Annotated in this window: 14 protein-coding genes; 5 read left to right on the forward strand and 9 right to left on the reverse strand. The window is 68.1% G+C overall.

Translation table 11 applies throughout. The features are described from left to right. Window positions 1-4 precede the first annotated feature (4 nt). The gene (locus EV138_RS14005; protein WP_133979366.1) at window positions 5-703 is read left to right on the forward strand and encodes a response regulator transcription factor; all 699 of its coding nucleotides are present in this window, start codon (window positions 5-7) and stop codon (window positions 701-703) included. Between the two features lie 715 nt (window positions 704-1,418). On the opposite strand, the gene EV138_RS14010 is transcribed toward EV138_RS14005, so the two are convergent. The 5 genes from EV138_RS14010 to EV138_RS14025 all read right to left on the reverse strand — a co-directional run bounded on the left by EV138_RS14010 (window position 1,419) and on the right by EV138_RS14025 (window position 3,955). After that, window positions 1,419-1,823 (reverse strand): NYN domain-containing protein, encoded by a 405-nt coding sequence (locus EV138_RS14010; protein WP_133979368.1) that lies wholly within the window; start codon window positions 1,821-1,823, stop codon window positions 1,419-1,421. Window positions 1,824-1,828: 5 nt separating this feature from the next. Then, complete coding sequence (locus tag EV138_RS14015; RefSeq protein WP_133979370.1) at window positions 1,829-2,308, reverse strand: Rv3654c family TadE-like protein; 480 nt, start codon at window positions 2,306-2,308, stop codon at window positions 1,829-1,831. Beyond that, window positions 2,305-2,733, reverse strand: a complete 429-nt coding sequence (locus EV138_RS38590; RefSeq protein ID WP_369410783.1) for a TadE family type IV pilus minor pilin — start codon at window positions 2,731-2,733, stop codon at window positions 2,305-2,307. Before EV138_RS38590 ends, EV138_RS14015 begins: the two co-directional genes overlap by 4 nt. A gap of 71 nt (window positions 2,734-2,804) precedes the next feature. Then, the gene (locus EV138_RS14020) at window positions 2,805-3,014 is read right to left on the reverse strand and encodes a DUF4244 domain-containing protein (protein ID WP_112241398.1); all 210 of its coding nucleotides are present in this window, start codon (window positions 3,012-3,014) and stop codon (window positions 2,805-2,807) included. A gap of 101 nt (window positions 3,015-3,115) precedes the next feature. Continuing rightward, window positions 3,116-3,955, reverse strand: coding sequence for an aldo/keto reductase (locus tag EV138_RS14025; protein WP_133979372.1), 840 nt, complete (start codon window positions 3,953-3,955; stop codon window positions 3,116-3,118). A gap of 378 nt (window positions 3,956-4,333) precedes the next feature. Between EV138_RS14025 and EV138_RS37270 the strand changes: the two genes are divergently transcribed. Then, window positions 4,334-4,498 (forward strand): hypothetical protein, encoded by a 165-nt coding sequence (locus tag EV138_RS37270; RefSeq protein ID WP_166678590.1) that lies wholly within the window; start codon window positions 4,334-4,336, stop codon window positions 4,496-4,498. Window positions 4,499-4,613: 115 nt separating this feature from the next. After that, window positions 4,614-4,910: a YciI family protein gene (locus EV138_RS14030; protein ID WP_133979374.1), complete on the forward strand. Its 297-nt coding sequence runs from the start codon at window positions 4,614-4,616 to the stop codon at window positions 4,908-4,910. Here the strand turns inward: EV138_RS14030 and EV138_RS14035 are convergent. The 4 genes from EV138_RS14035 to ssd all read right to left on the reverse strand — a co-directional run bounded on the left by EV138_RS14035 (window position 4,903) and on the right by ssd (window position 9,313). Continuing rightward, window positions 4,903-5,628, reverse strand: a complete 726-nt coding sequence (locus EV138_RS14035) for a type II secretion system F family protein (protein ID WP_133979376.1) — start codon at window positions 5,626-5,628, stop codon at window positions 4,903-4,905. The genes EV138_RS14030 and EV138_RS14035 overlap by 8 nt on opposite strands. A gap of 600 nt (window positions 5,629-6,228) precedes the next feature. Further along, window positions 6,229-7,080 carry a type II secretion system F family protein gene (locus tag EV138_RS14040; RefSeq protein WP_133979378.1) on the reverse strand — a complete coding sequence of 284 codons (852 nt, stop codon included), beginning with the start codon at window positions 7,078-7,080 and terminating at the stop codon, window positions 6,229-6,231. Then, complete coding sequence (locus EV138_RS14045; protein ID WP_133979380.1) at window positions 7,077-8,234, reverse strand: TadA family conjugal transfer-associated ATPase; 1,158 nt, start codon at window positions 8,232-8,234, stop codon at window positions 7,077-7,079. Before EV138_RS14045 ends, EV138_RS14040 begins: the two co-directional genes overlap by 4 nt. Then, on the reverse strand, window positions 8,231-9,313 hold the full coding sequence (gene ssd, locus EV138_RS14050) for a septum site-determining protein Ssd (protein ID WP_238158129.1): 1,083 nt from the start codon (window positions 9,311-9,313) through the stop codon (window positions 8,231-8,233). Before ssd ends, EV138_RS14045 begins: the two co-directional genes overlap by 4 nt. 248 nt (window positions 9,314-9,561) lie before the next feature. Here ssd and EV138_RS14055 point away from each other — a divergent pair, with 248 nt between their 5' ends. Beyond that, window positions 9,562-11,316 (forward strand): glycosyl hydrolase family 18 protein, encoded by a 1,755-nt coding sequence (locus EV138_RS14055; protein WP_133979382.1) that lies wholly within the window; start codon window positions 9,562-9,564, stop codon window positions 11,314-11,316. 28 nt (window positions 11,317-11,344) lie between these two features. Then, window positions 11,345-12,898 (forward strand): glycoside hydrolase family 18 protein, encoded by a 1,554-nt coding sequence (locus EV138_RS14060; RefSeq protein WP_133979384.1) that lies wholly within the window; start codon window positions 11,345-11,347, stop codon window positions 12,896-12,898. Window positions 12,899-12,962 lie beyond the last annotated feature (64 nt).

The raw sequence follows: 12,962 nt of genomic DNA on the forward strand, positions 1-12,962 counted from the left end.
GTTCATGATCTGGAACCGAAGTCCTGCCCAACTCCTCCGGACGCACTTCCCCGGCGCCCGGACGGTCACCCCGGAGGCTCGTTTGCCCGACCGCATCCGGCTGCTCCTGGTCGACGACCAGATCCTCAGCCGAGGCGTCCTCAGAAGCGGCCTGGAACGCGAACGGGATCTGGAGATTGTCGCCGAGATCAACCGGACCGACGACGTCGTCGGCGCCGCCAAACGCCATCGCGCGAACGTCGCGTTGCTCGACGCGGCCGGTCCTGGCTACGACAGCATCCACGTGACCACCGAGCTACGTACGTCCATGCCCGAGTGCCGCGTACTGATGCTCACCACCTACGGCCGCCCCGGTCACCTCCGCCGCGGCCTCGATGCGGGCGCCAAGGGCTTCGCGCTCAAAGGCAGCCCGACCCCGCAACTGGCCGACGCCGTACGCCGGGTGCATCTCGGCCTCCGCGTCGTCGACGCCAACCTGGCCGCCGAGACCCTGCTGTACACCGAGACGCCTTTGACCGAAGGCGAAACCAGCACCCTCCGCGCCGCCCGCGACGGCGGCTCCGTCGCACTGATGGCGCAGAAACTCGCCGTCTCCGAACGCGTCGTCCGCACCCGCCTCTGGTCCGCCATCGGCAAAACCGGCGCCCGCACCCGAGCCGACGCCATCCAAATAGCCGAACACAACGGCTGGCTAGCCGACTAACCACCTCACCAGCTAACCCCCTCGCCAGCGACGCAACCGAGCAGTCCCCCGAACCGATGGAGCGGCCAAGCAATTAGCTCGTCGGGCGGCTCCTTCCAGAACGACGATCTCGGCCAGTGGCTCCCCCGCACCGACGGCCCGGCCGAGCAGCGTCTCCGAAGCCGGTGGGCCGGTCGAACATCGTTCCCGACGCCGTCGTCCGGTCGTCCGCTCGTCCGCTCGTCGGGTCGTCGGGTCGTCGGGTCGTCGGTCGTCGGTCGTCGGTCGAGCAGCGTCCCCCGAACCGATCGTCCGGCCAAGCACGATCTCCCGACCCAACGGTCCGACCAAGCAGTCTCCCCCCCGGAACCGATGGACCGGCCCAGCAGCATCCCCCGGAACCGGTGGTCCAGCCCAGCAGCATCCCCGGAACCAGTGATGCAGCCCACCAGCATGCCCGGGGTCGATCGTTCGGTCGAGCAGCGTGCTCTGGGGCCGGTGGGCGGGAGGCGGTGGGCGGCGCGGCGACCCGGCGTTCTCCCGGGTTCCATGCCGGGGGGAACGCCGGGTTCCATGCCGGGGGGAACGCCGGGTTCCATGCCGGCCTCGCGGATTGCGCAGGTATCGCGCGATCGGGTGGTAGGTCGCGGATCAGCGGCGGTGATTGCAGTTGGGGCGAGGCCGGCGTACGGCGGGTCGGTCTGTTGTCGATTGGAGCTCGGGTGGTGGCGGGTGGCTACTGGTCCAGGTGGTCCCAGAGCCAGCGGGGGCCTGTGGGCTCGGCGCCGTGGGCTTCGATGCGTTCGCGGAGGGCGCGGTCGGCGGTGACGACGGTGATCAGACGGTCAGGGTCGGCGGTGGCAGCGGTCTTCACGACCTCGACGATGGCGTCGTCGCCTTCGTGGTCGGCGAGGACGATTCGCAGGTCGCCCAGTGGCGGAGCGTCCTTCATCGCTCGTCGGGCGGCTCCTTCGAGGACGACGACGATCTCGACCGGTTCGGACAGCTTCGGTCCGAGCATGGTCAGCTTGTCGAGCAGCCGCCGGGCTGCGCCGGGGCGATCACGCCACCAGCCGTCCGGACGTGACCCCACCACATTCGCCGCGTCGACCACGATCAACCGCTCGCGTTCTGATGTCATCTCACCTAGTTTGCTCCTTCGTCATCAATAGGACCGGCGCGGGCGGGAGTGTTGATGGACGGAGATCCCAGGACGCCCAGGCGCAGAACGATGCGGACTTCGACTGCGACTGTTTCGCCTTGGAGTTGGCAGGTTCGTAGGTCGACGTGCTGGGTGGCGGCGATTCGTTGCGCTGTTCGGCAGGGGTCGGGCTCGCCGGCTTGTAAGGCTTGGGCTGCGCTCAGCGCCACCAGATCCGCGGCGGCCGCCGCACGATGCGTGCCGATCGAGACGGCAGCCCACAGCACGGCGACGACTCCCGCAGTCAAGAGCACCATGGCAACCCACAGCCCTAGCAACGTACCTGCGCCCCGCTCTGAACGACGTCCCCCTCGGCGCTCGAGATGACGGCACTTGAACCGCTGTAGTTGCCGACTGCGGGCGCGCCCTGCGAGACCGATCGGGGAGCGGTTTGGGGGATAGGTTTTGGAGCCTGGTGAGGTCATGGGAGTGGGCGGGCGGTGGCTGGTTCGGATTGGATTGTTGCGTTGGCTTGGGCGTGTAGGGGTGGGAGCTGGGCTAGTAGGGGCCAGTCGGGGGTTATCGGGGCGGAGACGGTTACTTGGATGTCTGGGTCTGATTGGGTGATGGTGATCGTTGCGTCTCGAGGAGCTGTGCGGCTGCCGAGTTGCTGGGCTGATTCGAGGGGTTCGCCGCGAGCTACTGCGCGGGCCACGTCTCTTGCTGTGTCGATACAGCGGACGTTGGCTATCACCACGCCGGCGAGCCAGACGCCGAAGAGCATAGTTGCCAATAGCACCGGTATCGCGAAGGCTACTTCTGCGGTGACGGCACCGCGCTCTCCTGAGCGAGATGCCGGTCGGACACCTGCGGGCATCTGCGGGTCACACCCATCATCAGTTTCGAACATTCCGGACCTCTCCTCGCTTGGTGGACCGGACCCGCCGCGGCGGCACTGGGGACGCCACGGCGGGTCCGCGGTCAGATCTGGACGCCGTCGAGTCCTGCGGCCTTGAGGGCGAAGTTGATGATTGCCTTGAGCAAGGACAGCATCGCGGGCGACTTCAGCAGCGCGATGAGGATGCCGCCGATGCCGCAGGCGGCGACCATCGTCACTGCATACTCCGCGGTCGCCGCGCCGCGCTCGCTGAACTTGTGAAGGCGGCGGACGGCCACCAGCGCCTTGGACATATGAAACCTCCTGATCTGCCGACCGGCTGCTCCGATCGACTCACTGACAAGGTGCCGTGACCGGAACCCTTGCAGAGAAGGAGATTTCAACCTGGGGACAACTACCGCTCCGAACCGACGGAATCCAACCGATCGAGCTGATCCGCCGTCAGCTCCAGTTGCGCCGCCGCAACGTTCTCGACCAGGTGAGCCTCCGAACTGGTCCCCGGAATGGGCACCATCATCGGTGATCTGTGTAGCAACCAGGCCAGCGAAACCTGCGCCGGCGTCGCGCCCGCCTCGGTGGCGATCTCGACCAGCAGCGGCCGTGCTAGGTGATCGCCGTTCGCGATCGGAAGCCAAGGCACAAAGGCGATCCCGTGTAATTCGCAGTACTCGATGACGGGATCGTGTTCGCGGTCGGTCAAGTTGTAGCGGTTCTGCACACTGACGATGTCGACCATCGCGCGAGCCTGCTCCAACTGCTCGACCGTCACCTCGGAGAGACCGATGTGCCACACCTTTCCCTCTGCCTGCAGCTGCGCGAGCGCGCCGAGTTGATCCGCGAACGGGACCAACGGGTCGACGCGATGGAGTTGCAGTAGGTCGATCCGCTCGAGCCTCAGCCGGCGCAGACTCAGCTCTGCTGCCTGGCGGAGATACTCCGGCCGGCCGACCGGCTTCCATTCGCTCGGGGACGGCCTCGTGTGGCCCACCTTGGTGGCGATCACCAGGTTCTCGGAGTACGGATGAAGGGCCTCTGCGAGAAGCTCCTCGTTCGCGCCGACACCATAGGCATCGGCCGTGTCGATGAAGTCGACTCCCAGCTCGACGGCTCGGCGGGCGACCTTGATCTGCTCGGTGCGATCCCGCACCGGGCGGAATTCCGTCAATCTCATCGCGCCGAACCCCAGCCTGTGCACTGTGAGTTCGCCGATCCTCAGTGTCGGTTCGATCTGCATCTCGACTTCCTCTCCTCGGGCGCCGTGTGCAGCGCGAGCCCCATCGTCAAGCTGTACGGAAGTCGCTTTGAAATGATTTAGTCAGAGCTAAATCATCTTGGGTGGAGATCGAAAAGCAGACCGAGCGCGGTGCCTTCGCGGGTGATCCGCTCCGTGGCGATTCGTGCCCACCGGGCATGGAAGTGGCGAGCACGCGGCGTCTTCAGCCGTCGGATGCTCGAACATCATCACGCCCGGTCCGCTCGCGACCACCTGCCAAGCGGCGATAGCGCCAGCCTCGTACGCCTCGGCTCGTCGGACCCGACGCCGGCAGGGCTCGCCGGGGTACTCGGTCGGTCGCGTGGGGAGCTGCTGGCTCAGATCGAGGCGCCGCGGTCGATGGCGGAATTGGTAGCGCGGACAGGGCTGACGGCTGGTGGAGTCTCCCAGCACCTGAGCAGCTTCCGCGCAGGTGGACTTGTCACTGGACACCGGATGGGCCGGGCGGTCCAGTACGCCCGGATGTCGGTCGCCGAAGCTCTGCTTGACGCCGCGGCGAACTAGCGTCCGGCGTCTGGAGTTGGATGTGTCGCTTGCGTTTGGCGCGGGTGGTCGTGCGGGTTTGCGGCCGGGCGACGAGAACCGCGGGAGTGTCTGACCGACGGCTAGGCTGACGTGCATGTTCGTTTTGGAGCTGACCTACACCGCACCGCTCGAACGGGTCGACGAGTTGATGGCTGACCACGTGACCTGGCTCAGGGGGCACTACGACTCCGGTACGTTCCTGGCTTCCGGGCGCAAGGTGCCGCGCGATGGTGGAGCTATCCTGGCGGTCGGCGAGGATGCGTCGGCGATGGAGGAGTTGGTGAAGACCGACCCGTTCGCGATTGCCGGTGTCTGTGAGTACCGGGTCATGCAGTTTGTGGCGAGCAATGTCGCGACCGACCTCGAGAAGTACCGCGAGACGCTCAGCTGAAGAGGTGAAGGACTCCTCCCAACGAGCCGGCGACGGTCGGTACCACGCCGAGCAGGACGAAGGCTGGGAGGAAGCAGAGGCCGAGCGGCACCACTGCTCGGGACTCGACAGCACGAGCCTGCTCCTCGACGGTCCAGCGCCGGGCGCGTCGAGCGTCGTCGGCGAGGTGTTCGAGTGATTTCGCCAGAGGGGCACCAGAGCGCAGGGCACGTTGTACTGCGCGGGCGAGGCTGGCGCAGGGTGGCTCGGCGAGGAGTGTGGACCAGGCATCGACTGGGTCCGCACCTAGCCCGAGGCGATGACCAACTCCGGCCAGTAGCTCGCCGAGGGGGCCGCTGATCGCCTTCGCGACTGTGCCGACTGCAGCTTGAGGTGGTCGTCCGGCTCGCAAGCAGGCGGCGAGGAGGTCGACTGCCAGAGGGAGGTCGGCTGCGATGCGGGTTCGACGCCTTCGTTCGGAAGCTGGTTCGAGCCGGCTGAGACCGATGGGGACGGCGAAGGCGATGATCGGTGCCAGGAGGGCGCCCAGCGGGAAGCCGAAGAGCAGCAGCGCACCGCACGCCGCGATGATCGCTACCAGGCGATGCCGGCGGGACGTCGCCGGAAGGGTGAACCGGCGGGCGAGTCGAGCAGGGCGCCGAGCAAGACGACGCGTCCCAGGTGGTCCCGGCACCAAGAGCGCCACCGCCAGCCCCGCCAACACCACGGCTATCAGCATGACAAGCACCTTTCTGTCTCTAGAAGATCAGTCAACGCCAGCACCACCAGAAGGACGGGCGTTGGGAGGGCGAGTGGCGCCCGGGGTAAGCGGTAAGAAGGTGGGTGCCGAGGAGCGGGTGGCAGCAGGGCGGCGTAAGGAGGCGGGGTGCCAGCAAGCCAAGCGTCCCGAGGGCCGGTGACGGCGCGGTGGGCGTCGCCACAGTGCGGAGCAGCGTGGCCGGCGTGGGGAGGCGGGGGGCCAGCAAGGCAGGCGTCCCGAGGGCGGGTGGCGGCGGGGCGGGCGTCGCCACAGTGGGGAGCGGCGGGGCGGGCGTGGGGAGGCGGGGTGGCAGCACGGCAGGCGTCCCCAGGGCGGGGTGGCGGCGCGGTGGGCGTCGCCAGAGCGGGGAGCAGCGTAGCCGGCGTGGGGGAGGCGGGGGTGCCAGCAAGGCAGGCGTCCCGAGGACGGGCGGCAGCAGGGCGGGCGTGGGGAGGCGGGGGGCCAGCAAGGCAGGCGTGCCGAGGGCCGGTGGCGGCGGGGTGGGTGTTGCCAGGGTGGGGGGCAGCGGGGTGGGCGTGGGGAAAGTGGGTGGGGGCGGCCTGAGGGGTGGTGGTTGGGTCATGGGGTTTGTTCTTTGGCTAGGTGGTCGGTCCAGGTGAGGCCGGTGATGGAGAGGGCTAGGCCTGCTGCGAGGACTGCTGCTCCTGGGTGGGTGGCGGTGAGGAAGGTGATGGGGTCGGCACCGAGTGCGTAGCCGAGGGCGGCGCCGAAGAAGGGCAGTACTGCGAGTAGGCGGGCTGTGGCTCGCGCGCCAGCGAGGCTGGCGGCGGTTTGGCGGCGGATCGCCTCGTCGGCTCGTAAGGACTCGGCCAGGCGATCGGTGATCGCCGCGAAAGGGGCACCTGATTCGTCGGCTACTCGCCAGGCGGCGGCCAGGGCGCGGAGGCCTTCGGCGCCAGGGTTTTCGGCGAGCAGTTCGAGAGCGGCCGGCACGTCGCCGCCGAGGCGGCAGGCGGCGGAGGCGATCTGCAGGTCGGCGCAGATCGTGGCGGCTCCGTCGAGCGCTTCAGCCGGTGGCCGGCCCGCGGTCAGGTCGGCACTGAGAACGTCGCACGCCTCGATGACCTGAGCTCGAAGAACGGCAGCGGCTGACCGGCGACGATGCTTGGCCCGCTGCCAGAAGACAACCGTGACGATGACCCCGACAGCAGCGACCGAGACCAGCACGTGCAGGCCCAGAGAGCCCAGGAAGACGGCAGAGATGGCAGCCGCGAGCGTGAGCCTGCCGAGCCGACGGCCCGTAGTACGGGTGAGGTCGGTGCCGCCCAGGGAGAGCTTTCGGCGTCGATCGACCAGCCCGGGCGGCGAGGAAGAGGCGGCGGCCAAGCGATGAAGACCGCGGCCGCGGGGCGGCAGGATCATCAGCAGGGCGACGAGCACCAGTGCGCCGGCTGCGGCGGCGGCGCTCATGCGGCACCTGCGAGCAGTTTGGTGAACCGACTGGCTCCGTCGCAGAGCTCAAGCTTGCCATCGGCAACAAAACGGACAGCCGGCAGTGTCGTGGCGAGCCCGTCAGCCGTTCGGCCGACCACCCGCACCTCGGCGATTCGTCGTCTGCCATCGGCTCCCCGCACCAGATGGATGACGGCCTGCAGTGCCGACGACACCTGACTGTGCAAGGCGTCGCGCCCCAATCCAGCCATCGCGCCGAGCGCCTCCAGGCGGGCCGGCACATCCGAGGCCGAGTTGGCGTGGACCGTGCCGCAGCCACCCTCATGCCCTGTATTGAGCGCACTCAGCAGATCGACGACCTCGGCGCCTCGCACCTCTCCGATCACGAGCCGATCGGGACGCATTCGCAACGCCTGCCTGACCAGGTCTCGCATGGTGATCTCGCCGGAGCCCTCGACGTTGGGCGGCCGGGCCTCCAACCGGATCACGTGCGGGTGATCCGGACGCAGCTCGCTCGCGTCCTCGACCAGCACCAACCGCTCGGACTCGTCCACCAGCGACAGCAGGCAGTTGAGCAGCGTCGTCTTCCCCGTTCCCGTGCCGCCACTGATCAGGAAGGCCAACCGCGCATCCAGCAGATCCCGCAGCACGGAAGCTCCACCAGGAGGCAACGAACCGGCGGCCACCAACTCCTCCAAGTCGAAGACCTTGCGGGACGGCACGCGCAACGACAGACAGGTCCCGGGTGCGGCGACCGGCGAGAGCACGGCGTGGAATCGCGTCCCGTCCGGCAGTCGCACATCGACGTACGGCGTCGCGTCGTCCAGGCGACGCCCGGCTGCTGCGGCGAGGCGGGTCGCCAATCGGCGTACGGCGGATTCGTCGCCGGTGCGGAGGGCTACTCGCTCGAGCCCTGAGCCGCGATCGACGTAGACCTCGTTCGCGCCGTTCACCAGGATGTCGGTGATGCCGGGCTCGGACAGTAGGCCGTCTAGTGGCCCTGCGCCCAAGGCCTCTCGGCGCAGGGCCGCCACCACCGCGAGGACAGTGGAGTCGCCGAACACCCCGCCGTCGGCACGGAGCGCGGCGGCAACCCGCGCGGGCGTCGGCTCGGATCCCTGCGCAGCAAGGGTCTTGCGGACTCGCTCGAGCAGCTCGGCCGAAACGTTCATGCGGCGACCTGTCCGTACAGACCGAAGAGATCCAGCAGCTCTGCGGCTGCTCGCCCGTACGCCGTTCGCGGCCGGGGATCGAAGCGCCCCTCGTCCATCTGAGCAGCCAGCTCACGCTCGGCGCGGCCGACGCTGGCGGCGAGAGGCAGCGACAGATGATCCGCCACGTCGACGGCCGACAAACCGCTCAGCGCGGGCTCTCGCGCCACCAAACGCAGATCGGTGGCAACATCCCGCAGCGGCAGCACCAGCCGGGCCGCCGCGGCGCACGCCCGCACATTCCGCGGGACGACCAGCAGCGTCGACGTGGCCCGGACGAAGGCTTCTTCCGAGGCCGGATCAGGCCGGCGCGGCATGTCGAGCACCACGAGGTCGCTGCTTCGCTGCGCGGCACCCACCACCGAGCGCATCGCCTCGGGTGGCAACGCCGGCGCGTCGGACTGATCCCACGACAACACGGCCAACCCATTCACCAAGGGCAGAGCAGCCCGCAGTGCGCCGGAGCTGACCCGACCGGCAGCGTTGATCAGCTCCGGCCACCGTGAGCCCTGCTCGGCTTCGCTGCCCAGGGCGAGGTCGATGCCACCACCCAACGGATCCCCGTCGATCACCATGGTCCGCAGCCCTCGCCTGCTTCCGGTCATTGCGACGGCAGCGGCCAGTGTGGTGACGCCTGCTCCGCCACAACCACCGACGAACGCCAGGGTCACAGCAGACCGCACCCCGCCGTCCAAGGTGTCCGCGAGTTTGTCACCGAGCGCAGCTTCTTCGGCCGGCAGCGGAAAGACGCCTTCGGCACCGATCGCGAACGCGCGGCGATACGCCTCGGGGTCGTCGGCGTCCACGCCGGCCACGACGACGCCGGACCGGCGGACGGGTTGGGCGCGGGCCAGTGGCTCGACCAGGTCCTGGCCGACGACAACGAGAACCGGCGATTGCCAGCAGCGGCGCAGGCCGAGCAGGTCGTGCTCCACCTGAGGGGTCACCTCGACCGCCGCGGCCAGGCGCAGCAGGTCGTCGAGCAGCATCTCGTCGGCGGTGGCGAACAGGACCGCCGGCGGCAGGGAAGTGTTGTCCATGCCTAGAACGTGCCGTCTTCGGACGGCCCCGGGGACGCCGATCGAAACCTGTGGACAACCGGTGTCGGATTTCCGTCAGCTGCGGCAACCCGCCAGCCCGAGCCCGCGACCAATGGGCGGCAAAACGCTACCGTTCGTTTTTGAAGCGTCTTTAACTAAATTGCTCGCAGAAGCTCCGCCCCCGTCCACTGATGGACACCTGCAGGACATCCGTGTCCTGCTTCGCTCCTGACCGGAGGACCGCCCCCATGAGTCGAACGCGCACCTTTGCCGCAGCGGCCACAGTCGCCGCAACCGCCCTGATCGCCGTCGCCGGCGTCGCCACCGCCGGACCACCCGAACCGCAGACCGCCGCCCAGGCCGTCGCCGCCACCAGCGGCGGCGTGAAGACGGCCTACTTCACCCAGTGGGGGATCTACCAGAACGCCTTCTACCCCAAGAACCTGATCACCACCGGCGCCGCGGCCAAGCTGGACTTCCTGAACTACGCGTTCGCGAACATCCACCCGACCACCCACACCTGCTTCATGGCGAACAAGGCCGCTTCCCAGGACGAGAGCAACCCCAGTGCCGGTGACGGCGCCGGCGACGCCTTCGCCGACTACGGCAAGTCGTACGGCGCCGACATCAGCGTCGACGGCGTCGGTGACGTCTGGAACCAGCCGATCCAGGGCAACTTCAACCAGCTGAAGAAGCTCAAGGCGAAGTACCCGAACCTGAAGATCCTGATCTCGATCGGCGGCTGGACCTACTCCAAGTACTTCTCCGACGCGGCCTCCACCGATGCCAAGCGCAAGGCGCTGGTCAGTTCCTGTGTCGACATGTTCATCAAGGGCAACCTGCCGGTCGTCGACGGCTTCGGCGGCCCCGGCAGCGCGGCCGGGATCTTCGACGGCATCGACATCGACTGGGAGTACCCCGGCTCGCCGAACGGTCACGTCGGCAACCACTACAGCGCCGCGGACAAGCAGAACTTCACCCTGCTACTGGCCGAGCTCCGGTCGCAACTGGATGCCTATGGCAACAGTGTCGGCAAGAAGATGTGGCTGTCCGCCGCCACCCCGGCCGGGCAGGACAAGATCGCCACCATCGAGACGAACAAGCTCGGGCAGTACCTGGACTACAACAACGTGATGACGTACGACATGCACGGCGGCTGGGACGCCACCGGGCCGACCAACTTCCAGGACCCGCTGTACCAGGCGCCGAACGACCCGAGCACCCCGATCCCGCCGGGCTCGGCCAAGTACTCCGTCGACGGTGCGGTCAAGGCCTGGACCACCGGCGATCCGGCGTACGGGATCCCCGGCGGCTTTCCGGCGAACAAGCTGACGATCGGATATCCCTTCTACTACAGGGGATGGAAGGGTGTCCCGGCGACGGCGAACGGCAAGTACCAGACCGCTACCGGACCGGCCGACGGGCACGCGCTGAGCGGCAACGTGCCGGGCGTCTCCTTCTACAAGGAGCTGACCGGCTTCGTCGACAACCCCGCCAGCACGTACTTCGACGACGCGACCAAGGCCTCCTGGTTCTACAGCAACGGCACCTTCTGGACCGGGGACAACGCGCAGTCGATCAAGGCGAAGGCGGACTACCAGCACTGCAAGGGATTGGCCGGCGCGATGATGTATTCGCTCGAGGCCCTGGACCCCGGCGTCACGCTCTTCAACGCAGTGGTCGACTCCGTCAACGCGGACACCGCCGGCTGCACCGGTCCCACCCCGCCGCCGACCACCCCGCCGACGACTCCCCCGACCACCCCGCCCACCACGCCACCCACCACTCCGCCGACGACGCCGCCGACGACTCCCCCGACCACGCCTCCCACCACGCCGCCGCCGACCACCCCTCCGACGGCAACCCCGTGGGCGCCCAACACGGCGTACGCGACCGGCGCTCTGGTGTCTTACAACGGCATCACCTACCGCTGCATCCAGGGCCACACGTCCTTGACCGGATGGGAGCCCCCGAACGTCCCTGCCCTGTGGGGACGGGTCTGATCACGTACCGCCCACTGATCGGAGCATCATGAAACGCAAGAAGTACCTGTCCGTCGCAATAGCCGCGATAGCCGCCGTAGTGGCTTCGCTGATCGTCATCCCGGCAGCACAAGCCGCCGGAGTGAGCGCCGCCTTCACCAAGGTCTCCGACTGGGGCAGCGGGTTCGAAGGCAAGGTGACCATCACCAACGGCACCACCAGTTCGCTCAGCAGCTGGACGGTGGCACTGGACTTCCCGTCCGGCTACACCATCAGCAGTTCCTGGGACGCGACCAGGAGCAGCAGTGGCCAGACCCACACCTTCACGCCGCCCAGCTGGGCGGGCCCACTGGCACCAGGCGCCACGGTCACCTTCGGCTTCAATGGCAGCCCGGGCAACTTCCCCGGTGTCACTGGCTGTCGCCTGAACGGTGGCTCGTGCAGTGGAGGCGGTGGAGGTACGGTGCCAGGCGCACCCGGAGGACTCACGGGTACGTCGACCTCCTCGTCGGTGAGCCTGTCCTGGTCGGCAGTCAGCGGTGCCACCAGCTACAGCGTCTACCGCAACGGTACGAAGGTGGGCACTCCGACCGGTACGTCGTACACGGACTCCGGACTGACCGCGAGCACCAGCTACAGCTACCAGGTCAGCGCCTCGAACTCCGCAGGCGAGGGCGCGAAGAGCGGCGCCATCTCCGTCACGACGCAGTCCGGCGGCAATCCCGGCACCGGCTCCAAGAAGGCTGCCCCGTACCTCTACATGGGCTGGGGTGACCCGCCGAACCCGGTGACGGTCATGAACGCGACCGGCATCAAGTGGTTCACCATGGCCTTCATCCTGTCGTCCGGCGGCTGCAACCCGGCGTGGGACGGCTCCCGTCCGCTCCAGGGCAGTGCCGACGCCAACGCGATCGCTGCGATCCACGCGGCCGGCGGCGACGTCGTACCGTCGATCGGTGGCTGGAGCGGCAACAAGCTGGGGCCGAACTGCAGTACGCCGGAAGCACTGGCCGGCGCGTACCAGAAGGTGATCAGCGCCTACGGCCTGAAGGCGATCGACATCGACATCGAGAACTCCGACGAGTTCGAGAACGAGGCGGTCCAGGACCGCATCCTCGGCGCGCTCAAGATCGTCAAGCAGAACAACCCCGGCATTCAGACGATCCTGACCTTCGGTACCTCGACCACCGGCCCGAACTACTACGGCAACCGGCTGATCGAGCGATCGGCGGCTCTCGGCGCGAACATCGACATCTTCACGCTGATGCCGTTCGACTTCGGCAGCAGCAACGTCTACAACGACACGGTCGGCGCCTCCACGGGCCTGAACAACAAGCTGAAGGCGACCTTCGGCTGGACCACCGCACAGGCCTTCGCCCACCAGGGCATCTCCGGAATGAACGGCCTGTCGGACCAGCAGGAGCTGACCTCGACGGCGACCTGGCAGAACATCACCAACTGGGCCCGTAGCAACGGACTCGGCCGGCTGGCGTTCTGGTCGGTGAACCGCGACCGCGGCTGTGCCGGTGGCGGCGTGGTCTCCAACTGCAGCGGCATCGCCCAGCCCGACTGGGAGTTCACCCGCATCACCGCGGGGTTCTAGAAGTCACCGCAGGGCTCTAGAAGCAAGTACGGCGGGCAGGCGCCCCACTGCCCGCCGTACTCCC

The sequence above is a fragment of the Kribbella voronezhensis genome (assembly GCF_004365175.1).
In the GTDB taxonomy this organism is placed as follows: domain Bacteria; phylum Actinomycetota; class Actinomycetes; order Propionibacteriales; family Kribbellaceae; genus Kribbella; species Kribbella voronezhensis.

What these genes read in the sequence shown, in the direction of transcription:
- EV138_RS14005 (WP_133979366.1), top strand. Translation starts at nt 5, where the DNA reads ATGATCTGGAACCGAAGTCCTGCCCAACTCCTCCGGACGCACTTCCCC.
- EV138_RS14010 (WP_133979368.1), bottom strand. Translation starts at nt 1,823, where the DNA reads ATGACATCAGAACGCGAGCGGTTGATCGTGGTCGACGCGGCGAATGTG.
- EV138_RS14015 (WP_133979370.1), bottom strand. Translation starts at nt 2,308, where the DNA reads ATGACCTCACCAGGCTCCAAAACCTATCCCCCAAACCGCTCCCCGATC.
- EV138_RS38590 (WP_369410783.1), bottom strand. Translation starts at nt 2,733, where the DNA reads ATGTTCGAAACTGATGATGGGTGTGACCCGCAGATGCCCGCAGGTGTC.
- EV138_RS14020 (WP_112241398.1), bottom strand. Translation starts at nt 3,014, where the DNA reads ATGTCCAAGGCGCTGGTGGCCGTCCGCCGCCTTCACAAGTTCAGCGAG.
- EV138_RS14025 (WP_133979372.1), bottom strand. Translation starts at nt 3,955, where the DNA reads ATGCAGATCGAACCGACACTGAGGATCGGCGAACTCACAGTGCACAGG.
- EV138_RS37270 (WP_166678590.1), top strand. Translation starts at nt 4,334, where the DNA reads ATGGCGGAATTGGTAGCGCGGACAGGGCTGACGGCTGGTGGAGTCTCC.
- EV138_RS14030 (WP_133979374.1), top strand. Translation starts at nt 4,614, where the DNA reads ATGTTCGTTTTGGAGCTGACCTACACCGCACCGCTCGAACGGGTCGAC.
- EV138_RS14035 (WP_133979376.1), bottom strand. Translation starts at nt 5,628, where the DNA reads ATGCTGATAGCCGTGGTGTTGGCGGGGCTGGCGGTGGCGCTCTTGGTG.
- EV138_RS14040 (WP_133979378.1), bottom strand. Translation starts at nt 7,080, where the DNA reads ATGAGCGCCGCCGCCGCAGCCGGCGCACTGGTGCTCGTCGCCCTGCTG.
- EV138_RS14045 (WP_133979380.1), bottom strand. Translation starts at nt 8,234, where the DNA reads ATGAACGTTTCGGCCGAGCTGCTCGAGCGAGTCCGCAAGACCCTTGCT.
- ssd (WP_238158129.1), bottom strand. Translation starts at nt 9,313, where the DNA reads ATGGACAACACTTCCCTGCCGCCGGCGGTCCTGTTCGCCACCGCCGAC.
- EV138_RS14055 (WP_133979382.1), top strand. Translation starts at nt 9,562, where the DNA reads ATGAGTCGAACGCGCACCTTTGCCGCAGCGGCCACAGTCGCCGCAACC.
- EV138_RS14060 (WP_133979384.1), top strand. Translation starts at nt 11,345, where the DNA reads ATGAAACGCAAGAAGTACCTGTCCGTCGCAATAGCCGCGATAGCCGCC.